Below are 22,292 nucleotides of genomic sequence, written 5' to 3' on the forward strand. Positions count from 1 at the left end.
GAAGCCGGCACCCGACAATATGCATCAGGTTTCGAAACCACACGGAATAAAGGGCTTACTCTCTGTCCATTATGTCAACCTAAACAAACACTTGCATTAAAAACACAACACTTTTGCAGCGAAAATCGTGACGAAAAATCCGCTTACGCGTTCCAGCTGTCCAAATAGATCTTTTGGTCTTCAGTTAACGTGTCAATTTGAATTCCCAGACTATCAAGCTTGAATCGAGCTACCTGCTCATCAATTTCATAAGGTACATTGATAACGGCCTTACCAAGCTCATTATAACGATCATTCACGTATTTCAAGCCAAGCGCCTGAAGCGCAAATGTCGTATCCATAATTTCTGCTGGATGACCATCGGCGGCAGCTAGATTCACAAGGCGTCCTTCTGCCAGCAAATACATTTTACGTCCATCTTTAAAGCGATATTCCTCAATATTACGACGCACCGTACGAATGGATTCGGAACGTTTAGCAAGCTCAGGCTTACTAACCTCCACATCAAAATGCCCTGCGTTACACAGCACAGCCCCATCCTTCATCACATCAAAGTGTTCCCCTGTAATTACAGCCTTGTTACCAGTTACTGTAATAAAGAAATCACCCAGTTTGGCAGCCTCTACCATTGGTAACACATGGAAACCATCCATATGGGCTTCTACAGCCTTGATTGGATCAACTTCGGTTACAACAACGTTGGCTCCCAACCCTTTCGCACGCATTGCAACCCCTTTGCCACACCAGCCATAACCTACCACAACCACTGTACTTCCGGCTACAACCAGATTAGTCGTACGAATAATGCCGTCGAAAGCTGACTGTCCTGTACCATAGCGGTTGTCAAACAAATATTTGCAGTAAGCATCATTAACAGCCACCATCGGAAAGTGAAGTTGCCCTTCTTTTTCCAATGCCTTCAAACGAATAATGCCAGTAGTTGTCTCCTCTGCTCCCCCACGGATCGTAGAAATCAGATCAGGCCGTTCGGATTGCAACAGAGTAACCAAGTCACCACCATCATCTATAATGAGATCCGGCTTTGTTTCCAGTGCCTTGATTTGCAAATTTTTGAATTCTTCTGGGTCCGGATTGTATTTAGCTAATACTGTAACGCCATCTTCAACTAATGCGGCGCAAACATCATCTTGTGTGGACAATGGATTACTACCCGTAATAGTTACCTGCGCTCCACCTGCTTGTACCACTTTAGCCAAATAAGCCGTTTTGGCCTCCAGATGTAGACAGATGGTTACCTTCAAACCAGCAAAAGGCTGTTCTTGCTCGAATTGTTGACGTATACGGTTCAATACCGGCATATGTGCTTCTACCCAATCAATTTTCAAATGACCTTCAGGAGCCAATTTAAGATCGTGAACTATGCTATTTTGCAGAGAATGGGAAGTCATACTTTGTTTCCTCCTTCAAATTGGTTAAATTTTATTCCATGATAAATCCTATATAAAACAACAAATTATACATAAATAACACGATGCGTCCCCGTCAAATCCAATGGTACATTCATAATCGTATCCATCAGACTGAGACCATAACGATTCAGAAAATGATAGATCGTATACGCCCGCTCCTGCGGCTGTCCAAATGGGAAAAGCGACCATTCAATACGATCCCACTGGCGAAGTGCTGTTTCATTTTGTCGAAGCAACGCTTCCTGAACTTTTGCCTCCAGATAGGCGATCTGTGACAGAATCTTATCGCGGTTGGTTTCTCCAAGCCGTAGCAAACCTTTTTCAATCAAACCTGTCTGCTGCACAAGCGGTTCGTACATGCGGACAAAAGCTTCCTTTGCCCCGGAAAACTGATCCTGCATTCCAAGCTGGTCTTGAGTGGCAATCCATTGCTTTTTCCGTTCCTCAAGTCCGTCTCGAACTTGACCAAAACTTAATTCATACTTAAGCATATGCTTCTCCACACCTGACTCTACCAACGTAAAAGACATCCGTGGCAGCAGTATCGGCATCTGCATCTCCAACACCCCGAAAGCATCCCGTGTAATCGCCCAGTAAGCAATCTCTCCTAGACCCAGCACAGATGCCAGCACCGGAAACATTGAATCCTGCATTAGAGGACGAGTTAGCACATTATTACTAAAACGTTCGGGATGTCTATCTATCTCTTCAAGCAGTTCATCCACAGTAAACACCACCAGACCGTGTCGATCTGTGAATAGCCCAGCTTTTTTGAAAAGCAGCAAACGTTCATCTTCATGGATATAAAAGAGATTCGCGCCGCCTTCATGCACATCCGCTTGTAAATGATAGCCATAATCTACGATCCGCGTGGCAGTCGTCCGGTAAGCCTGCTCCAACTCATCATTGTGCTGAACCAGCCGCTTAAAAACGGATGCTTCCAGCTTGCGTAGCGAAGGATCTGCTGAATCCAAAAGTACTAATCCATAGCTGCCGAACAAAAGGCCCAGCAACTTGGCAAAGGCTTCACTCAGTCCATATGAGTCCGTTAATCCGTTCTCAATCATGCGCATTATATCAGCCTTATGTTCTGAATCTGGCAAGCTTTGCTCTATATCCGCTATCGCTTGCTTCCACTCAACAGTATCAACTTTAATCGCACTAACCGAAGAACGGCGTTCTAGTTGCTTATTCAGCTTGATTTTGACGGCTTGTGGGTCATTTGCCATTACGTATGTATGATTGACCTCATCCCAGTCATGATCTTCGCCAGCAATCCAGAAGACGGGGATAACCGGACGTCCAAGCCGTTCCTCAGCTTCTCTCGCTGCCTTAATAATTGTAGCGGCTTTGTAAATGACCAGCATCGGACCTGTGAACAGTCCGCTTTGCTGTCCGCCAGCTACTACTAAGGCATCTGGACTATCCAGACGGTCCAATGAAGCACGAACCGCCTCATGCGAATTGTATTTCTCATTGTATATACGAAGACATGCTACGACATCCTTACGGTTTAATCGCAGATGCCCCGTCTTATCCAGCCACTTCGCCCGTTGGGCATAAGCATCGGCGTGCAGCACATTATACTCATACAAATCGCTTGCGCGTCCCGTACCCTGTATATAATCTTCTGCCAAAGCCGACCCTCCGCGAAGCGTTTCCGGAATTATTTTCATGGGTCTGCCTCCTGTCTCCACCAAAACCTTACTGCTTGATTGTACCGAAAGCCCATGTCCACGTCAAAGCTTCCTACAAAAAAAACCGCCGAATAACTCGGCGGTTGTTGCATAAAACAAGATCAGGCGTAAGGCTCAGCTACAAAATGTCCTTTAGACACTTCGATAAGCGTGGCATTTTCCAGGTTATAAGCCCCTGTCTTATTGCCAGATGCATCATGAATCGGGCCTGCTTGGTCGCCTGGCATAATAATCCGTTTTTTGTTAGCTTCTACTTCTGGATCAGGAAGTGGGATCGCCGACAAAAGCATTTTCGTATAAGGATGGATCGGATTTGCATACAACTCAGCGCTTTCTGCAAGCTCGACCATTCTACCCATATACATTACAGCTACCCGATCACTGATGTGCTTAACCATCGACAGATCATGCGCAATGAACAGATATGTCAGACCCAAACGTTCTTGAAGCTCTTTTAGCAGGTTGACAACCTGAGCCTGGATAGATACGTCAAGAGCTGAAATCGGCTCATCACAAATGATGAATTTAGGATTAACCGCTAGTGCGCGTGCAATACCGATCCGCTGACGTTGACCACCAGAAAACTCATGCGGATAGCGTGTTGCATGGTCAGGGTTCAAACCAACCAGATCAAGTAACTCTTCAATCCGTTTCTTACGTTCTGCACGGCTACCCGCCATATTGTGAATATCCAGCGCCTCACCAATAATATCAGAAACAGTAAAACGCGGGTTCAATGATGCATACGGATCTTGAAAGATCATCTGCATATCACGGCGCATGGCTTTCATTTTACTCGGTGATAATTTGTAAATATCCGTCCCGTTAAAACGTACGCTTCCTGCTGTAGGTTCATACAAGCGCAAAATCGTACGACCCGCTGTAGACTTACCACAGCCGGATTCGCCAACCATACCCAGCGTTTCACCCTCACGAATATAGAAATTCAGGTTGTCCACCGCTTTGAGCACACGGTTTTTGCCAACATTAAAATACTTTTTAAGACCTTCAACCTCAATTAAATTGTTGCTACTCACCATGATCTCACCTCCTATTTCTTCAACTTCGGATCAAGCGCATCACGCAAGCCGTCGCCAAAAAGGTTGAACGCAAGCATAATCAAACTGATCAAACCTGCCGGGAAAAGCATCCGCCACGGGTAATACATCCACCCGGTCAGAGCTGATTCAATCATTGAACCCAGCGATGCCTCCGGATTCGGTACCCCTAACCCGAGGAAGCTCAGGAAAGCTTCGGAAAAAATAGCGGTCGGAACGCTCAACGTCAATGTAACGATGATCGGACCTACTGCATTAGGCAAGAGGTGGCGGAAAAGCAAACGACCTGCTCCAGCACCCATGGAACGGGAAGCAAGTACAAACTCTCTGTTTTTGAGTTGCATCATTTCACCACGTACAATCCACGACATGTTAATCCACCCGGTCACACAAAGCGCAATAATGATTGTAGTGATACTTGGCTCCAGTACAACCAGCAACAGGATCGTAACAAGCAAGTAAGGAATGGAGTACAAGATTTCAGAAAATTTATTCATGATTTCATCAACGCGGCCACCAAAGTAACCCATAATTCCACCATAAATAACACCAATCAGCAAATCAATCAAAGCTGCAGCCAGACCTATCGTCAAGGAAATCCGTGCTCCCATCCATGTACGGACAAACATATCACGTCCAAGATCATCCGTACCGAACCAATGCTCCGCGGAAGGTGGCAGATTCGTGCTGAGTAAATCATTAGAGTAATAATTATAGGGTGACAATATCGGGCCGATTAAAGAAAAAAGCACAATCAGAACTAAAACAATCAAGCTAGTCATTGCAACCTTGTTTTTACGAAGTCGTTCCCAGGCATCGCGCCAAGCAGATAAGCTTTCTCGCTGAATAACTTCAGACTGCTTTTCATCGACACCTATTTTTTGGAAATCTTCCGGTTTCACCTGAAGTTTATCCAAATTCACAGCATTGTCTTTCACAGACATAAAGTTACCCCTCCTTCCCGCCGGACAGCTTAATCCGAGGATCAATAAACCCATACGCGACATCTGTAATAAAACGCGCTAACATAAGCAAAACACCGTAAAAAATCGTTATCCCCATAATCATAGTGTAATCACGGCTTGTGATACTTTCCACAAACACTTTACCAATACCGCCAATCCCGAAAATCCGTTCAATAACCACAGATCCGGTAATAATATTCGCTGTCATTGGACCTACGTAGGTAACAACTGGCAAAATAGCATTCCGCACAACGTGCTTGAACATGATCGTAATGGATTTCAAGCCTTTAGCTTTGGCCGTTTTGATATAATCTGCATGCAGTACTTCTATCATACTGGAACGCGTCAATCGTGCAATAAACGCAATTGGTTGAGCGGACAAAGCCGCAACAGGCAGAACGTAGTCCATTGGGCCCTCAAAACCCATAACATTAAACAATTCCAACTTTTGGGCAAAAAAGAACTGGATTAATGATGCCAAAACGAAGCTGGGAACCGCAATACCTAGAATTGCCAATATCATCGCTACGGTATCAATGAGTCTACGATGGTACAAAGCCGCCAGCATGCCTAGTAAAATACCGACAATAATGGAGACAATAATTGCTACCAGACCTAATTTTAATGATACCATAAAGGTCTGTCCAATAATGTCGCTCACATCTTGATTCAATTTTTTCATAGAAATACCAAAATCACCCGTAACAATATCACCTAAGTATTTAAAATATTGTACATATACAGGCTTATCCAACCCATACTGTTCCATTAATCGGGCTTGAATCTCAGGAGACGTCGCTCTTTCGCTCATAAAAGGGTTACCTGGAATTGCCTTCATCAGAAAGAACGTCGCAGAGATCAGAATGAGCAAAGAAATAAGCATAAATATAAATTTACTGATCAAATAACGCGCCATCGCCCGTTTACACCCCCCATATTTTTTCGACACCATTCGATTCTATAGAAATAGAGTTGGGTTGTCCAATCTACTTATATGCATGGTTAATTTAATCATATTAAGAAGAACCCTCACACACAAAAAAAACGGGATATATATGGCAGTACCCACATATATATCCCGAAGTAACTCTTCAACTTCAGAATCAAGTATCAGCTACTTACTGTGTTATATAAGCTCTTGTAAAATCAATTGCACCACTAAAATCCAAGGCAACGCCTTTTACATTTGGTTTCGTCAAAGAAGTATTAGAGTAGTAATAAATCGGCAGTAAAACCATATCATCCTGAACAAGAAGCTTCTCTGCTTTCGCAAATATTTCCATGCGTTTTCCTGGATCAGTTTCTGTTTTAGCCGCTTTAATCAAACCATCATATTCAGGATTAGAATATCCAGAATTATTGTTGCCATTACCAGTTGTCCAGATATCCAAGAATGTCATCGGATCATTAAAGTCAGCAGACCATCCACCACGAGCAATTTGGAAATTCAACTTGTTACGTGTTTGGATAAATACGCCCCACTCCTGGTTTTGCGTTTTCACATCGATTCCCAGGCTTTTCTTCCACATATCTGCAACTGCCAAAGCAATTTTTTGGTGTCCTTCAGTAGAATTGTAGAGTAGAGTGATTGGAGGGAGTGAAGTTACTCCTTCTTCCTTCATACCTTCTTGAAGCAATTTCTTCGCTTCAGCTACATCTTCTTTGAAATAATCATCTTTATGCTCATTACGGTATTCCTGAGATAAACCTTTAATACCCGGAGGTACAAAGCCGTAAGCAGGAATCTCTCCACCCATCGTTACTCTATCAACAATCGGCTGACGTTGAATCGACATTGCAAATGCTTTACGAATTTTAAGATTATTGAACGGTTTTTCGGTGACGTTAAACAAATAGTAATAGGTGCTTGCTATACCTTTAGCCTGGAATTCATTAGGCATTTCATTTTTCACAGCCATCATTTGGTCTGCAGGAATTTCACCATTTGGTTTACCTGCATAATCAAGTTGTCCACTTCTGTAAGAAGCGAGTTCTGTTGCACCGCTGTTTACAAGGGACATTGTAATTTTCTTCAGTTTAATTTCGTCCTTACCCCAATAATTCTCGCTTTTGGAAACCTCAATCTTTTGACCTGTCTCCCAAGTCGACAATGTGAAAGGCCCGTTAGTGATCATGCTTTCTTTTTTAGTCGCCCATTTATCATTACCTTTAACAGACGGATGCACCGGATAATAGGTGTAGAAAGAAGTCAATCCCAGGAAGTAAGGTGTTGCATGTTCCAGTTCTACCTGTAATGTATGGTCGTCAACTGCTTTGACACCTACATCTTTGAAGTCCGTAACTTTAGTACCTTTAAAAGATTTGGAAGTGCTCAGGTTGTAACCCTCAGCATTTTTGATATAGTACAATTGGTAAGCATATGGAGGTGCAGGAGCCGTGGAAGGATCCAATACCCGTTGCCAAGCAAATACGAAGTCGCTTGCTTTGACTGGGTCGCCATTACTCCATTTTGCAGTATCGCGAAGCTTAAACGTATAGGTTTTGCCGTCATCGGAAATCTTCCAAGATTCAGCTACGCCAGGAATTTCTTTACCATCAGGGCCCATGCGAACAAGACCTTCATACATTGTTTTTAAAACAGTGTTTGCTTGAGTATCTTGAGCCTGTGCCGGATCGAACGTTGGCGGCTCGGATGCAAGGTTAATGCGCAAAATTTGCTTGTCGGCCGGAGCCGGCGTAGTCGAGGTGTTTTCTTGTGCGCCCTTACCATTGGTATCGTTCTTGCTGGAGCCGCAACCTGCGAGCAATGCGCCAACTGCAAGAATGAGTGTCAAAAGGACTAAAAAGCTTTTCCTTTTCATCTAGCGTTTTCCCCCTAGTTCTAAAGTGGTATATGTTTATAGATTATACAACCAGCGGTCAAAAAAATCTACATTACATTTCTTCAAATTGAGCTTTTTTTTCAAAAAAACATGATTAATTCATATTTTCTCACCGTTTCATGTCATGTTATATCACATGATGTTGAATATATTCTTAAATATACCAACAACAGTCAACAAAATATACGCCAATGTCATTGCTATAAAAGTTAATCTCCAGACCGCTCTACATAATCTTTTACCATCAACCTTTCCTTTTATTCGATTTTGAGCTCCTCCAATTAAACCCAAGGCCAGTAATAGGAGCAGTAGAATCAAATAAAAACCGAATCGAGATGTAAAAATGACGTTAAAGAGTGCTGCGACGGAAAATATCAGAAAAAACGTGGTAATATCCATAGAAGTAAGTAACGATTTCTTTTTTTCCATTTTAAGAATGTAGCGACAAACCGCAAACACGATCAAAAACGGAAAAAAGGGAAGAATACTGAAAGTGATAATGGTACCTTGTATAAGACTCAACTGATCACCCCTCTTTTAGCCGCATACCTTCAATTAATTGCCACAATACCTCATGAGTTGGTGCAGTAACCCCAGCCTGATCTGCCATCTGCACCAGTTGTCCGTTAATTGAAGCAACTTCTGTCATGGACTGTGCAAGTACATCAGCTAGCATGGACGAGTGATTTTCTGCCGTTGACCGGCATACATTTATAATTTGCTCCCACCATGCGTTTTCCCAGTGGATACCATGAGCTTCATACACTTGAATGCCTTCATCGTACAACCTGCGCATCATATGTATTCGAATAGGGGGCGAAAGCAGCTCGCCATTACGAACTCGCCATACCGCCGTCAGCGGATTGATTACAGCATTGATCAACAACTTGCGATACATACCGTTCTCGATTTCTTTCGACAAGCAAGCGTCAAATCCTGCTGCAAGCAGCCGATTTAGCACACATTGGTTAAAATTATTGTTCTTCGACTCCTCCCCTTCCTCCGAACAACCTATTTCAGTAACACCCGATCCTGCATGTATAATAGATGCGACTCCCTGCCTCTTGGCTCCTTCAGTCGTCACAGCAGGGTATACCACAGCTTTAGGCCAAGCCTTTCTAATGCGTTCTATATGACCGATTCCATTCTGCAAGCAAACGATTCCTATATCTCTGTCCATTTGAGCTGCAGGCTGGATCTGTTCTAATACTTCCTCAATCGCCCCCTGTTTGGTCATAAGCATTATCCATCGTGCCGGAGCCTGTGAATTTAACCGTTGCCAATCCGCCAATGGCGCTACCTTCAATTTATCTCCAGACATATGTACTGCCACCTGCCCCTCCTTATCAAACACAGTGATTCCTTCATGAGTAATGACGCGTGCCTGCTCAAGTGTACGTGTCCACAGCCTTACTTTTGTACCCGAGGCAGATAACCTCCCGGCAAACAACAATCCCAGCGAACCCGCTCCAATAATATCAATCACCTTTGTATCGTCTCGCTTCCATCTTTTTTTCTACTATATCATATGCACTCTAAAGAAATACAAAAAACGCCAACTACGGCAAAGCGCTAGTTGACGTTTTATTTCAGAATTGCAGAAGTAATCTTGTTACTCAATGCGCTCCAGATTCCCATTGGCATCCATTTTGAATCTGGATTTAAGCTCTTCCTCATCTTCAGTAATTAGAGCCAAGCGCCGAGCCCGGTCCATAATCTGAATCAGAGCTTTATAATCATCATTCACAACACGATAGTCGGTTTGCACCTCATTCACTTCTTTGGACAGCCGGTCATTAATGGAGCGAAGCTGACTCAATTCTTCTTCCTTTTCCCGTAAATCTTTCTCCAGCATCTTAATCTGCCGATTCGTTTCCTGGACGGATCCCTTCCATTGACGCAAGAAACGAATTACTGCATCAATAGATAATGTATCCTCACTCGTACCATCCGTTCTGTACCCACCTTCGACTGTATCAAGCGAGGCAAAAGCCGCAACCTGTGATACACCTACCGGGTTCTGCTTGCGGATATAACTGCGCTTCTGGCGCTGTGCTTTGGCAATGCTAATTGCTTCATCGTAACGTTTGCGCACGCAACTGTTCCAACGAAAGCCGCATGCTGCAGAGGTTCTTCCTATCTTTTGTCCAACCTCCTCAAACGCAGCAAGCTGCGTTCCACCTTCACGGATATGCCGCAATGTCACCTCCGCCAATATCAAGTCATCTTCCACACTCCATGCATCTTGTCTTATTGCAGTCATGCCTCTAGCCCTCCTAACAACATCCTGAAATAACCGTCTTCATGAACCGATCCTGCCGGTATTTGAATAGGGTATAAAAGCTGTTTATTCATTCCTATGCCTCTCGTAGAGTTCATAGAATCTATTTGATACTAAATTGTATTTCCATTTCTGCAAGAACTCATACGTGAACGTAAACAGTTTCGGGTTTCAAGCATGCTCAGACTGCTGTACAATAAAATGAATGGTTAAAGAAACAGAAAGGATCATATACATTACCATGAGTTTTTTTCGGGAATACATAAAAGGGGAAACCAAATGAACAAACGAATAAAAATCACAATCAGCACCCTGCTGAGCACCATTATGTTGCTAACTTTCATATATGTACGTCCTACTCTAGCCGCTCCCTCCCAAGAAGAAAGTCAGATTTTACAAGATAGTCTGTCGATTGTAGAGATAGACCATGAAATTGAGCGAATCAGTCAGGAGCAACAGACTCTTTTGCAGCGCCAGCAGGAACTGCGAAGTAACCTCACCGTTCAGCAAGAGCAAATGACCATACAACGGAAGCGTGCAGGCTCTGTGCTGCGATCTTATTATATGGGGGAAAGGGACAAGCTGTTAAGTGTGGTGCTAGGGGCAAAAAGTATAAGGCAACTTCTCTCTCTGTACGATTACTACTTGTTATTGATTAGTCACGATCAGGATGTGCTTCAAGAATACGAATCCAATTATCAATCTATGCGAAAAACAGAACAACAAGTCATCCAAGCGTCAATGGAATTGGAGACAGTCAAAACAAACTTACTGGCTCAACGCAAACGCATTGTCCTGCTTCAGTCGCGTGTAAATGACGGCGTTAGCGCCAGTAATGACCCGGATACCCTACGCAAGCTAATTGGCGAAATGACAGCTTATTGGGAAAATGTAGGTGTCTACGAGGTAAATAAACACTTTAAAGCATTAGCTCAAGCTATGCAGGATTTACCGCAATTCATTCAACAACAACAAGGTGCCATGGTTACAAATGGAAAAGTCATTACGATAAGCATTCGTGAAGAGGACTTTAACCGTTTTTTAAAGTCAGAAAATGAATTGTTTAATCACTTCAACTTTACATTTGCGCAGGATCAAATTATGGTAGAAGGCCAACAAGGAACGATGAAATTAAGGGTAGAAGGTCACTACACGGTAGAGAATGAACCGAAAAATGCAATTTTATTTCATGTGGATCGATTAGTATTTAATGGTCTGGAACTACCTGATACGACCCGCAACAAGCTGGAAAGGGATTTTGATCTGGGTTTCTACCCACAGCAGCTTATTTCCTATGTCAAAGCCACAGAAGTACGCACTTTAGCAGGAATGCTTGAAGTTAAGCTCGAATTAAACTTTAAATAAGCTTTTGCCCACTTTCATTGTTCTGAACTTTTACGTGTACAAAACAAGAGACCCCGGGATATTCCCGAGGTCTTTATTATTGTAATAACGATAGGACTTTATAGCAAATCAGCTGCCAACTGCGCGAGCTTGGAGCGTTCTCCTTTTTCCAACATAATATGCCCGCTAATCCCTTCTTGCTTAAACCGCTCCACCACATAGGTTAAACCGTTGCTGGCTGCATCCAGATAAGGGTGATCAATCTGCTCCGGGTCTCCCATCAAAATGATCTTGCTTCCCTCACCCACCCGAGACACAATCGTTTTAATCTCATGTCGGGATAAATTCTGCGCCTCATCGACTATAATAAATTGCCCAGGTATCGAACGTCCGCGAATATAAGTAAGTGCCTCCACCTGAATACTGCCCAAGCCCATCAAAATTTTGTCGATATCACCTGATTTTTTGGCATCAAACAGATATTCCAGATTGTCGTAGATTGGTTGCATCCATGGACGAAGCTTTTCATCCTTTTCTCCTGGTAAATAACCAATATCCTTGCCCATAGGAACAACAGGTCGAGCAATCAGCAGTTTCTTGAAGCGATGCTCATCCTCTACTTTAAGCAAACCTGCCGCCAGCGCCAGCAACGTTTTGCCCGTACCCGCTTTTCCTGTAATGGTCACGAGAGGGATATCATCATTAAGCAAAAGCTCCAATGCCATCCTCTGTTGAGCATTGCGCGCGCTGATTCCCCATACTGATTCGTTACTTAAGTACAGCGGCTCTAATCGCTCTGCCTCCTGGTTAACTTTCAGTAATGCTGATTTTCCAGTTCCCATTTCATCTTTCAGAATGACAAATTCATGTGGATACAGTGTATAAGGTAGTTCCAGTGACTTGATTAGTAAAAACCGGTTAGAGTAAAATTCATCTATGATGGACGGGTGCACCTGTATTGCCGAGTATCCGGGGTATAGCTCACTTAAATCGCCTGTTCTATCGGAGAGGTAGTCTTCAGTCAGCAGTCCCAATACATCTGCTTTGATCCTGACCAGCACGTCTTTACTGACCAAAACGACCGAACGCGGCTCAGGCTGCTCCTGCTCTTCCAGATGATAATTCAAGGCGACCGCCAAAATCCGGTTATCGTTCGAAACCTCCCCGAACATCTCCTGAACTTTCAAAAAACTTCGGTGGTTCAACTCAACCTTAAGCCTTCCACCTTGGGGAAGTGGAACGCCACTATGCAGATGGCCCACTTCTCTCAACCCGTCCAACAATCGCGATACATTGCGGGCATTCCGTCCAATCTCATCCGCGTTGCGTTTTTTGGAGTCGATTTCTTCCAGAACTACAGCTGGAATAACAACTTCATGTTCTTTGAAGGTAAAAATGGCTTTCGGATCATGCAGCAGCACATTCGTATCCAGCACAAAAATTTTCTTCATTAAATCCCCTCCAAAGCGGCGTGGACAATCTCGTGTTTCATACCTATACCTATTCACCGGGTACCTAATACTTGCTGATTCCCTGAAAAAAGAACCCCAAAGCAGCATAAAACAACGAAAAGTTGTAAGTGAAGATAGCCTCTGAGCCTGTCCATTTTTGAATTTAGACACAAAAGGCCCAGTGATTGCTCACTGGACCTAGACTTGGTTCACTATAACTTTAGACATACCTCAACCCCCTTATGTTATATAAGAGCTTTACTCGCTGCGAGTATAACATAAGCGGGAAGAAATATACATACTCAGGAATTGGAAGAAGCTGCGGTATTGTCGCTTACTTTTTTAGCTAACTCCTCTTGTAGCGCTTGTTTGGCCAAATCGAGCTGTTGCTCATCAATGTACACATACGGGCTACGCCATGTTCCCGCTACCGGATTGTATTTCACATTTTGCTTGGAAATATTCCAATAGGTTTGTACGATATTCTTCATTTGCTGTGACTCAATATCTGTCATCATATTCTTATCAACCGATTTAATAATTGCACTAAACTTGGTCAAAGCGTTAAAGGATTGCATTTGGTCAATTAGAGAATGAAGCACCTGATTTTGTCGACGATTGCGATCAAAATCGTCAGATTCAGCTGTTCTCGGACGACAATTCGATTTGCGGTAGCGAACAAAATCAAGAGCCTGGTCACCGTTCAAATGCTTGGCTCCAGCTGTCAGATTAATATCGGTACCATCTGCACGGTCACGATAACACATGTTTTTATCAACCGTCACATCTACGCCACCCAAATTATCTACTACATCTCTAAAGCCCTGGAAGTTAATAACCGTCACATAATCGATATCAATGTTTAAATATTTGCCGATCATCTTCTTCATCTGTTCTTCAGCAACTTCACCAGATTCTTTTTCTCTAGCCTTAAACACCGGATAATACTCATTCAACTTGCGAGGTTTATATCCATCCATTTCTAGACGCGTATCGCGCGGTAGGGACACGATGGTAGACGATTTAGTATTGGGGTTCAATGTAGCTACCATAATAACGTCGGACAAATAAGTCGGATGATCAGGGCGGTAATCGGTTCCTAGCAATAAGATAGTCAAAGGCTTAGTTTCTGCCAATTGTGTTTTGGGTACTTCCTTGTTGATCCCCGTATCCAAAACTTCCTCTACCTGATTGTAAAGATAGTAGGTATAACCACCTGCTGCTAAAATACCTATAATGAGCAGAAACAAGACAAACTTCATAAACGATCTGAAAAAGCTTTTTTTCTTTTTCGTTTTTTTCGGTTTGGCGGATTTTTTCCCAGTTTGTGTCCGGGGAGGCAATCCGTTCGAAAGATTACTCATGCTTCAACACCTTTTCCTGCGTTTTGAGAAATATAGCTTTCTCCAAGTTTACAATCCTAAAACACACACAGCGGCGCATCCCGTTCCCGGGCGTCGCCGCTGTGGCCAAAGACCAATCCAATCAATTACATATTTGCTTGTGCTGTTTTACGTTGCTTCTCTGCACGCTCGCGTTCACCTTTGTTCAAAATCTTTTTACGCAAACGGATGGCATTAGGTGTAATTTCGCAATACTCGTCATCATTCAGGTATTCGAGCGCTTGCTCCAAAGAGAAGATTACAGGTGTTTTCAGTTTAACTGTATCGTCTTTTGTTGCTGAACGAACGTTTGTCAGTTGTTTTTCTTTACAAATGTTAACGACGATGTCGTTATCACGTGTGTGCTCTCCAACGATCATACCCTCATAGATTTCAGTACCTGGCTCTAGGAACAAAATACCGCGATCTTCTACGCCCAGCATACCATAAAATGTAGAGCTGCCGTTTTCTGTTGACACGAGTACACCCTGATGACGTCCACCTACTTGACCGCCAACAAATGGTCCATAGCTGTCAAACGCATGGTTCATTACGCCATAACCACGAGTCAAAGTCAGGAAGTTTGTAGTGTAGCCGATCAGACCACGTGCAGGGATCAGGAATTCCAAGCGAACTTGTCCGGTGCCGTTATTAATCATGTTAACCATTTCGGCTTTACGGGAGCCCAAACTTTCCATAACTGCGCCCATGCTTTCTTCCGGAATATCAATAAGGAGACGTTCGATTGGCTCCATTTTCTTACCATCAATTTCCTTGACGATAACTTCCGGTTTGGACACTTGCAGTTCGTAACCTTCACGACGCATGTTTTCAATCAAGATACCCAGATGCAACTCACCACGTCCGGATACAATAAAGGCGTCCGGGCTATCCGTTTCATCAACACGTAAGCTGACGTCCGTTTCGAGTTCTTTCAGAAGACGCTCACGCAATTTACGGGATGTTACCCACTTACCATCGCGACCTGCGAATGGGCTGTTGTTAACCAAGAAGGTCATTTGCAGTGTCGGCTCATCAATCTTCAGTACAGGCAGCGCTTCAGGATGGTTTGGATCAGCAATGGTTTCACCAATGTTGATATCTTTAATTCCCGCAATCGCTACAATGTCACCAGCGCCCGCTTGATCCGTTTCAATACGTTTCAGGCCTTGGAAGCCGAACAGCTTCTCAATACGCGCCGATTTACTACTACCATCACGTTGCATAACTGTGACTGCTTGCCCCTGCTTGATGATACCGCGGTTTACACGACCTACTGCAATTCGGCCAAGGTATTCGTTATAATCCATCAGTGTTACGAGGAATTGAAGAGGCTCATCTACATTCTCAGTTGGAGCCGGAATATGCTCTACAACTGTTTCGTACAATGCTTGCATGTTATCGTCTTGCTTTTCAGCATCCATGCTGGATGTTCCGTTCAGCGCCGAAGCGTACACAACAGGGAATTCCAGTTGCTCATCATTCGCACCCAGCTCGATGAACAGATCCAGTACTTCGTCAATAACTTCTGCCGGACGAGCCGCCGGACGGTCAATTTTGTTCACTACAACGATAGGCGTCAGATTTTGTTCCAGCGCTTTACGCAGTACGAATTTCGTTTGCGGCATGCAACCTTCGTAAGCATCTACGACAAGCAAAACACCGTCAACCATTTTCATAATCCGTTCCACTTCGCCACCAAAGTCGGCGTGTCCTGGTGTATCTACAATGTTAATCAGATAATCTTTGTAAGTGATAGCTGTATTTTTAGCCAAAATCGTAATACCGCGTTCACGCTCCAGATCGTTGGAGTCCATGGCGCGCTCCTGAACAGCCTCGTGTTCTCTAAATGTTCCGGACTGTTGAAGCAGCTTGTCGACAAGCGTCGTTTTTCCGTGGTCGACGTGGGCAATAATCGCAATATTGCGAATGTTTTCTCTAGCATGCATGGTTTGTATCCATATCCTTTCCGTATATCAAAATAGTGTCTCTATCCTGAAGCAGTGCTGATTCAAGGCTAACAATCGTTCTTTAGGCCCACTCCCTGCCAGCCTTCTATATGTTTCAGGCTTTGTACAGACAGCTTCTCTCTCCGATTCGCGTGAAAACCTTAAAATAAGCGTCAGAAATCATTCCGACGCTCTTATCATATCCATTATATTATAGTTGAAATATGTCATAAAGCAAGACATTATTGCCTGTTCCGTAATTTACCGCCATAAAATCTCATTGCTTGTCGTTTACCATTTGCGTTTGCCACGGTTGTTTACGACCAACCAGATTCCAGCGCCGATCAGTAAAACTGCAATAACATATATGATACCCGTTCTTAACAGGGTAATGACCAATAAAAACACCGATACCAAGCCCAATATCACGCCCCCCGTATATACATTACGAGAAAGCGAAATATCATTAATGGCGTACTCCCATAATCCAACCGCCACACCTAGAAGTAACAAAGGCCATAAATAGGCCATTAAATTCCAGCCCCAAATATTGCAGAGCAAAAATAAGAAGCCATAAACCGATAAAATCCCTGCTGGCAGCAACATAAAGGGTGAAACTTTACGCTTCATGTACATTGCATGCAGTACGATTCCAGGTATTAAAAACAGCAAAGGCCAAAAGTTTCGTCCCAAGAAGGAGAACGTCCCCAGTTTCCCCAACAAAATAATCAGTCCTACGGCAACAATGCCCACTCCGATCATACGCTCTTTTCCGGAATTCATCGTGGTCTCCTTTGTTTGCTGAATTTGTTTTTAGGTCGCTTAATGTGATTGTTTTTAAGTATATTTTAGCCGATGTTTTCCAAAAAAACTACGTTCAAATATGATGAGCACGTAGCTGACGATATATTCCTGCAATCACAACTGCTGAGGCTAAGAGTCCTGGTAACCATGCATGTATAAGCTCTCCCGTACCTGCTAACCATACACCCAATCGGGGATCACGCAGTAGCATTTCTCCTGCCGTAAAAGCCAGGATTGCAGATCCGAGCAAAACAAGTACAGGGAACCGGTGAAGCCAGATCGCAATTACGTTGCTGCCCCAGACAACTATCGGAATGCTAATTGCAATACCAATGACAATAATGGCGATATCCCCATCTGCTAGTGCTGCAATAGCTAATACGTTATCTAGACTCATCACAAAGTCCGCTACCAGAATCACCTGTATAGCCTTCCATATGGTTGTTTCTGCTCTGACTCCTACATGATCCTCACTCTCATAAAGCAGCTTAAACGCAATCCATAACAGAAGTAGACCACCTGCCGCCTGAATAAAGGGTATGCCCAGCAAAATGACAGCTACAAAAGTCAAAACACAGCGCAGGAGGACTGCACCGACTGCCCCCCACCATATAGCTTGACTCCGCTGCCTTGCAGGCAAATTTTTGCTCGCCATGGCTATAACAACCGCATTATCACCGCTTAACACCAAATTAATCATTAATATTTTCAACAGCAAAATGATATGCTCCATGTGTACAAACACCCCCATCCTACTTGTATGCGAAATAGGACGAGGCTATGCTTATAAGCTTTGTCAAATAAGTCATCCTTTATTAAAAAATGATGTCAAATTCGTTGAGTAAAGACCTTGAAATCAATAACAAACAGCCATATAATGAATCGTATTTCCGGAAAACGGGTATTAAAATAAACACATACAACGATTTTAGGATGTTTAATCAGGGAGATGAGAACGATTGATATGTCCGGACTTCAGTTCTTTTGGCTACTGCTTAATGTGATATTTATTGATCTTCTGCTCGCAGGGGATAATGCGATTGTAATTGGACTTGCCGCCAGAAAGCTGCCTCCTGCAACGCAAAAAAAAGCGATACTGTACGGCACCGGTGGTGCCCTGCTTATTCGCATAGCAGCCACCATTGTGGTACTCTGGCTGCTTCAAGTACCGTGGTTGTTACTCATCGGGGGGATTATGTTAGTCTGGATTGCGTATAAGTTGCTCGTAGACCAGGAGGACCATACCGAAGTCAAAGCGGGAACAACATTATGGGGTGCTATCCGCACGATTGTTGTAGCCGATGCGGCTATGGGTCTGGACAATGTGATTGCTGTTGCTGGCGCTGCCCAGCAGCATTTGCTACTTGCAGTGCTGGGCCTGTTAATCAGCGTGCCAATCGTGGTATGGGGAAGCACTCTTTTTATCAAACTGATCAATAAATTCCCCTGGATTATCTATTTGGGATCGGCTGTACTTGGTTATACGGCCTCTAATATGATTACTGAAGAACGTAAGCTGGTACCTTACTTTACCGAGCACCCTGCGCTGCGTATCTTGTTTATTGCTACAGTTATGGCTGGTATTTTGCTCACGGGATATCTTCAAAATCGCAAAGCAATGTCCAGTCGAGAAAAAGCTGTTTAAAATGCTTCAAAAACTGTTTTAACTAAAATCAAAAAAGGCAGACCCCATAATAACAGTGGGTCTGCCTTTTTGTTTAAAACCAATCTTCCTGTATAACTTCCTCATTACGCCCCTCTATAGCTCCGCCTGACTCCAGGACAAGCGTTTCCGTTGCAGCCACAGCCTGTTCAATCAAGGCATTTAAATCCCGAATAGAGGCTTCAATCTTTTGAACAACCCACAAATTTGGATTGGTCGTTGGGGATTTAGGAACAAACAATGTGCAGCAATCTTCATATGGAAGGATGGATAAATCGTAGGTGCCAATTCGCTTAGCGATTTCCGTGATCTCCTGCTTATCCATCATGACGAGAGGTCGCAGCAATGGTAATTCTGTTGAACGGCCAATCACATTCATGCTGGATAACGTTTGACTAGCAACTTGACCCAGACTGTCACCCGTCACGAGTGCCAGCGCTCCTTCACGCTCAGCCAGCATCGTTGCAATTCGCAGCATAGACCGTCTCATTAGCGTTATAATCAGATTGTCCTGTCCAGTGCGCGTAAAGGCCGTCTGCACCTCTGTAAACGGTACAAGGTGGATTTTGATCCGCCCTGCATAGCCTGCTAATACCCTTGCCAATTCAATGACCTTTTCTTTCGCACGCTCACTTGTAAACGGATAGCTATAAAAATGTACACATTCAATTTCCAGTCCTCTACGCATGGAAGACCATCCTGCTACCGGGCTGTCGATTCCACCAGACAGCAGCAGCATAGCTTTACCGTTCGTTCCTAACGGAAAGCCCCCTACAGCCATAATAACATCGCTGAATATATAGGCCGCCTGCTCTCTGACCTCCACACGCAACTCAATATCTGGTTGATGCACATCGACCCTCAACGCTTGAAACTCTCGCAAAATAGGAGAACCAATTAAATGGTTCATCTCTTGTGAGGAATGAGCAAACTCCTTCCACACTCTGCGGGCATTTACCTTGAAAGTCGTTCCCTCGGCCACATTCAGCTCACGCATCAAAGCTACAGCGGTCTCAATTATAGCACCCAGCTCGACAGGAGCCATTTTGACAGGACTTATTGTCGTGATGCCAAACACTTTTTGTAACACTTGAATGATCTGTTCATAAGGCTCTCCTCCGAGTACCACATAAATCCGTCCAAATTCCTTCCGCAAAGAAGCGCCGGGAAACGGCTTGAGCAGCAGCTTCACGTGATTCAGTACTGCCTTTTCAAAACGAGTTCGATTCTTCCCTTTTAATGTAAATTCACCGAAGCGAAGTAACAGCATATCATAGTGCATTTTAACGTTTCCACCTTTCAAGGGATTCCAGCTTGGCTACAGCCTGTTGCAGTGCAAGTATAAGCTCGTCAATATCCTGTTCCGTATGCTCGTCACCGAAGCTGATACGAATGCCGCCAGATGCTTCTGCCTCATTGCGGCCCATCGCCTGCAGCACCCGGCTGGGCTCGGCCAACTTCGAAGAACAAGCCGATTTGGTGGATACGGCCACACCTAGTTGCTCCAGCGTATGCAGCAGCACCTCGGCCTTCATACCCGGATACGAAAAGTGGACAATATGCGGTGCTTCCTCCCCGCTGTTTAGCCGCAGTTGAGGGATTGTCTGCACTTCTGCGACCACCCGTTCTCTCCACTCGGTCATACGTCGTGCTGTTTCTGCTTGTCGTTCGCCCGCTAGTCGTACCGCTTTGGACATACCAACAAGCAGTGGCACATTTTCCGTACCTGCACGAAAACCCTGCTCCTGAGAGCCGCCACTATGCAGTGGGAAAACCTCTACACCTTCCCGAACGAATAGTAGTCCAGCACCTTTAGGTCCACGCAGCTTATGCGCAGAGAGGCTGTACAGATCAGCCTGCCAGCCCCGGATATCAACCGGCAGCTTTCCAAACCCTTGTACACCGTCAATATGAAATAGAATACGGGGGAACTGTTTCTTCAGCGCAGCTCCGATATCGTGCACCGGTTGCACCCTTCCCGTCTCATTATTGACATGCATAATACTGACTAAAATCGTATCTTTACGGACAGCGGCACAAACCTGTTCGGCGCTCACATGCCCTTCTGCATCGACAGGTAAAAATGTAACCTCAAAACCCAGATTTGTCAGTTGTCTGCAAGCTTCATACACAGACGGGTGTTCTGTCGATACAGTAACAATATGCTTGCCTCTGGTCTGATACTGCAAAGCTACTCCCTTAATAGCAAGATTGTTGCTTTCCGTTGCCCCAGATGTGAAGACAATCTCTGATGGATACACTCCCAAAGCCGCAGCACATACTTCGCGCGAACGCTTAAGCAACTTATCCGCATCCTCTCCATACCGATGCATCGAAGATGGATTGCCATAGTGGCGTCTCATGATCTCGGCAACGGTTGTAATCACCTCTTCAAAAGGCGGAGTTGTCGCGGCATAATCAAAATATTTCATTAAACTCCCCTTTCTACCCTACAACTGCTGCAACAAAAAAAGACCAAAATAGGGAAAGGTCGCTACATTATAGCGACACCCTTTCCCCATATTGACCCTGTTCTGCGGACCTAATCTAAATTGAAATTACGCACTTTTTTCGTTATAAGCTATAGGGCTTAGATCGTATATTTTTCACGTGCATTTTGAATCTTGTTAATATATCTTTGCGTTTCCAGCGGAAGCTTATCCAGTACAGACATTAACTGTTCATCACTACTTACACCAAGCCGCTGCACCCGTCCGGGACCTGCATTATATGCAGCCAGCGCCATATTTTCTTGTCCGTTAAAACGTTTAATCTGATAAGACAAATAACGAACTCCAGCATCAATATTTTGTCCAGGATCATACGGGTCACTGACTCCCAGACCTTGAGCCGTAGCATCCATAAGTTGCATAAGCCCTTTGGCCCCGGCCGAAGAAGTGACCGACGGATTGAATGAAGATTCCGTATCAATAACTGCTTTAATCAACGCTACTGGAACGCCGTATTTCTGACTAGCCTCGTTAATCAAATCATCATATGCCGTAGGTGTTGTAGGTCCGTCTGTTGCTGTGCTGGAAGGAGCGGGATACAATGACGAAGCCGTTCCCCTCGAAGGTCCCAATTGAAGCCAAAGCAAACCATTTTCGTCTCTGGTAACATCACTTGAATTTTCTCGAGTCACAGCACCATCTGTTTCCAACTGACCTACTTGTTCCAGTAATCCGGAAAAAGCGTCCGTTGTCCCCGTCTGGGTTGTAGCACTCATATTATTTAACAGCTGCATGTCTAACATGGACTTGGACACGCGCGGATCAATTTGCATGTGGTGTTCCCAACTTTCTATAGTTGTTATATCCCAAATAGCTTGTCGTTACTGCTATGATACAACTTTTTACTATGTACTTCCATACCTTTTAATGAAAAAAAGCTCCGTTTCTGTCGAAAAGACAGCGGAGCTTTATAGA

19 protein-coding genes are annotated in these 22,292 nt (G+C 44.1%); 2 read left to right on the forward strand and 17 right to left on the reverse strand.

The annotated features are described in order from the left end of the window. Positions 1-143: 143 nt before the first annotated feature. The 9 genes from MKX46_RS06225 to MKX46_RS06265 all read right to left on the reverse strand — a co-directional run bounded on the left by MKX46_RS06225 (position 144) and on the right by MKX46_RS06265 (position 10,256). Entirely contained in the window at positions 144-1,409 is a 1,266-nt protein-coding gene (locus tag MKX46_RS06225) for an adenosylhomocysteinase (RefSeq protein WP_013311100.1), read from the reverse strand. 65 nt (positions 1,410-1,474) lie between these two features. Further along, on the reverse strand, positions 1,475-3,106 hold the full coding sequence (gene bshC / locus MKX46_RS06230; RefSeq protein WP_029517760.1) for a bacillithiol biosynthesis cysteine-adding enzyme BshC: 1,632 nt from the start codon (positions 3,104-3,106) through the stop codon (positions 1,475-1,477). 122 nt (positions 3,107-3,228) lie between these two features. After that, positions 3,229-4,167: an ABC transporter ATP-binding protein gene (locus MKX46_RS06235; RefSeq protein ID WP_029517761.1), complete on the reverse strand. Its 939-nt coding sequence runs from the start codon at positions 4,165-4,167 to the stop codon at positions 3,229-3,231. Between the two features lie 11 nt (positions 4,168-4,178). After that, positions 4,179-5,129, reverse strand: coding sequence for an ABC transporter permease (locus MKX46_RS06240; RefSeq protein ID WP_029517762.1), 951 nt, complete (start codon positions 5,127-5,129; stop codon positions 4,179-4,181). A 4-nt stretch (positions 5,130-5,133) separates the two neighbouring features. Next, positions 5,134-6,066, reverse strand: a complete 933-nt coding sequence (locus tag MKX46_RS06245; protein WP_029517763.1) for an ABC transporter permease — start codon at positions 6,064-6,066, stop codon at positions 5,134-5,136. Positions 6,067-6,268: 202 nt separating this feature from the next. Then, on the reverse strand, positions 6,269-7,972 hold the full coding sequence (locus MKX46_RS06250) for a peptide ABC transporter substrate-binding protein (RefSeq protein ID WP_029517764.1): 1,704 nt from the start codon (positions 7,970-7,972) through the stop codon (positions 6,269-6,271). A 153-nt stretch (positions 7,973-8,125) separates the two neighbouring features. Beyond that, entirely contained in the window at positions 8,126-8,515 is a 390-nt protein-coding gene (locus MKX46_RS06255; protein WP_013311106.1) for a DUF3397 domain-containing protein, read from the reverse strand. A 4-nt stretch (positions 8,516-8,519) separates the two neighbouring features. Then, positions 8,520-9,479 carry a ketopantoate reductase family protein gene (locus MKX46_RS06260; RefSeq protein ID WP_049817000.1) on the reverse strand — a complete coding sequence of 320 codons (960 nt, stop codon included), beginning with the start codon at positions 9,477-9,479 and terminating at the stop codon, positions 8,520-8,522. Between the two features lie 126 nt (positions 9,480-9,605). Then, entirely contained in the window at positions 9,606-10,256 is a 651-nt protein-coding gene (locus MKX46_RS06265) for an RsfA family transcriptional regulator (RefSeq protein ID WP_029517765.1), read from the reverse strand. A 297-nt stretch (positions 10,257-10,553) separates the two neighbouring features. On the opposite strand from MKX46_RS06265, the gene MKX46_RS06270 reads away from it, so the two are divergent. Further along, positions 10,554-11,639, forward strand: coding sequence for a coiled-coil domain-containing protein (locus MKX46_RS06270; RefSeq protein WP_029517766.1), 1,086 nt, complete (start codon positions 10,554-10,556; stop codon positions 11,637-11,639). Between the two features lie 98 nt (positions 11,640-11,737). Here the strand turns inward: MKX46_RS06270 and MKX46_RS06275 are convergent, their stop codons facing one another. The 5 genes from MKX46_RS06275 to MKX46_RS06295 all read right to left on the reverse strand — a co-directional run bounded on the left by MKX46_RS06275 (position 11,738) and on the right by MKX46_RS06295 (position 17,937). Further along, complete coding sequence (locus MKX46_RS06275; RefSeq protein WP_029517767.1) at positions 11,738-13,069, reverse strand: PhoH family protein; 1,332 nt, start codon at positions 13,067-13,069, stop codon at positions 11,738-11,740. Between the two features lie 302 nt (positions 13,070-13,371). After that, positions 13,372-14,433, reverse strand: a complete 1,062-nt coding sequence (locus MKX46_RS06280; protein ID WP_029517768.1) for an LCP family protein — start codon at positions 14,431-14,433, stop codon at positions 13,372-13,374. Positions 14,434-14,558: 125 nt separating this feature from the next. Beyond that, a complete protein-coding gene (gene typA, locus MKX46_RS06285) occupies positions 14,559-16,400 on the reverse strand; it encodes a translational GTPase TypA (RefSeq protein WP_029517769.1) in 1,842 nt (613 codons plus the stop codon). Positions 16,401-16,691: 291 nt separating this feature from the next. Beyond that, on the reverse strand, positions 16,692-17,183 hold the full coding sequence (locus MKX46_RS06290) for a LiaF transmembrane domain-containing protein (RefSeq protein ID WP_029517770.1): 492 nt from the start codon (positions 17,181-17,183) through the stop codon (positions 16,692-16,694). Positions 17,184-17,277: 94 nt separating this feature from the next. Beyond that, positions 17,278-17,937 (reverse strand): TerC family protein, encoded by a 660-nt coding sequence (locus MKX46_RS06295; RefSeq protein ID WP_029517771.1) that lies wholly within the window; start codon positions 17,935-17,937, stop codon positions 17,278-17,280. Positions 17,938-18,153: 216 nt separating this feature from the next. On the opposite strand from MKX46_RS06295, the gene MKX46_RS06300 reads away from it, so the two are divergent. Beyond that, a complete protein-coding gene (locus tag MKX46_RS06300; RefSeq protein ID WP_341071000.1) occupies positions 18,154-18,849 on the forward strand; it encodes a TerC family protein in 696 nt (231 codons plus the stop codon). A gap of 73 nt (positions 18,850-18,922) precedes the next feature. Here MKX46_RS06300 and thiI read toward each other — a convergent pair whose 3' ends face one another. From thiI to MKX46_RS06315, 3 genes are all read right to left on the reverse strand, one after another. Next, entirely contained in the window at positions 18,923-20,149 is a 1,227-nt protein-coding gene (thiI, locus tag MKX46_RS06305) for a tRNA uracil 4-sulfurtransferase ThiI (RefSeq protein ID WP_029517773.1), read from the reverse strand. 1 nt (position 20,150) lies between these two features. Further along, positions 20,151-21,299: a cysteine desulfurase family protein gene (locus MKX46_RS06310; RefSeq protein ID WP_165149077.1), complete on the reverse strand. Its 1,149-nt coding sequence runs from the start codon at positions 21,297-21,299 to the stop codon at positions 20,151-20,153. 158 nt (positions 21,300-21,457) lie between these two features. After that, a complete protein-coding gene (locus MKX46_RS06315) occupies positions 21,458-22,150 on the reverse strand; it encodes a lytic transglycosylase domain-containing protein (RefSeq protein WP_318627858.1) in 693 nt (230 codons plus the stop codon). Between the last annotated feature and the right edge of the window lie 142 nt (positions 22,151-22,292).

It is taken from the genome of Paenibacillus sp. FSL P4-0113 (assembly GCF_038009305.1).
Classification (GTDB): Bacteria; Bacillota; Bacilli; order Paenibacillales; family Paenibacillaceae; genus Paenibacillus; species Paenibacillus polymyxa_D.

Coding starts and splice junctions, on each gene's coding strand:
- MKX46_RS06225 (WP_013311100.1), bottom strand. CDS start 1,409: ATGACTTCCCATTCTCTGCAAAATAGCATAGTTCACGATCTTAAATTG.
- bshC (WP_029517760.1), bottom strand. CDS start 3,106: ATGAAAATAATTCCGGAAACGCTTCGCGGAGGGTCGGCTTTGGCAGAA.
- MKX46_RS06235 (WP_029517761.1), bottom strand. CDS start 4,167: ATGGTGAGTAGCAACAATTTAATTGAGGTTGAAGGTCTTAAAAAGTAT.
- MKX46_RS06240 (WP_029517762.1), bottom strand. CDS start 5,129: ATGTCTGTGAAAGACAATGCTGTGAATTTGGATAAACTTCAGGTGAAA.
- MKX46_RS06245 (WP_029517763.1), bottom strand. CDS start 6,066: ATGGCGCGTTATTTGATCAGTAAATTTATATTTATGCTTATTTCTTTG.
- MKX46_RS06250 (WP_029517764.1), bottom strand. CDS start 7,972: ATGAAAAGGAAAAGCTTTTTAGTCCTTTTGACACTCATTCTTGCAGTT.
- MKX46_RS06265 (WP_029517765.1), bottom strand. CDS start 10,256: ATGACTGCAATAAGACAAGATGCATGGAGTGTGGAAGATGACTTGATA.
- MKX46_RS06270 (WP_029517766.1), top strand. CDS start 10,554: ATGAACAAACGAATAAAAATCACAATCAGCACCCTGCTGAGCACCATT.
- MKX46_RS06275 (WP_029517767.1), bottom strand. CDS start 13,069: ATGAAGAAAATTTTTGTGCTGGATACGAATGTGCTGCTGCATGATCCG.
- MKX46_RS06280 (WP_029517768.1), bottom strand. CDS start 14,433: ATGAGTAATCTTTCGAACGGATTGCCTCCCCGGACACAAACTGGGAAA.
- typA (WP_029517769.1), bottom strand. CDS start 16,400: ATGCATGCTAGAGAAAACATTCGCAATATTGCGATTATTGCCCACGTC.
- MKX46_RS06290 (WP_029517770.1), bottom strand. CDS start 17,183: ATGAATTCCGGAAAAGAGCGTATGATCGGAGTGGGCATTGTTGCCGTA.
- MKX46_RS06295 (WP_029517771.1), bottom strand. CDS start 17,937: ATGGAGCATATCATTTTGCTGTTGAAAATATTAATGATTAATTTGGTG.
- MKX46_RS06300 (WP_341071000.1), top strand. CDS start 18,154: ATGAGAACGATTGATATGTCCGGACTTCAGTTCTTTTGGCTACTGCTT.
- thiI (WP_029517773.1), bottom strand. CDS start 20,149: ATGCACTATGATATGCTGTTACTTCGCTTCGGTGAATTTACATTAAAA.
- MKX46_RS06310 (WP_165149077.1), bottom strand. CDS start 21,299: ATGAAATATTTTGATTATGCCGCGACAACTCCGCCTTTTGAAGAGGTG.
- MKX46_RS06315 (WP_318627858.1), bottom strand. CDS start 22,150: ATGCAAATTGATCCGCGCGTGTCCAAGTCCATGTTAGACATGCAGCTG.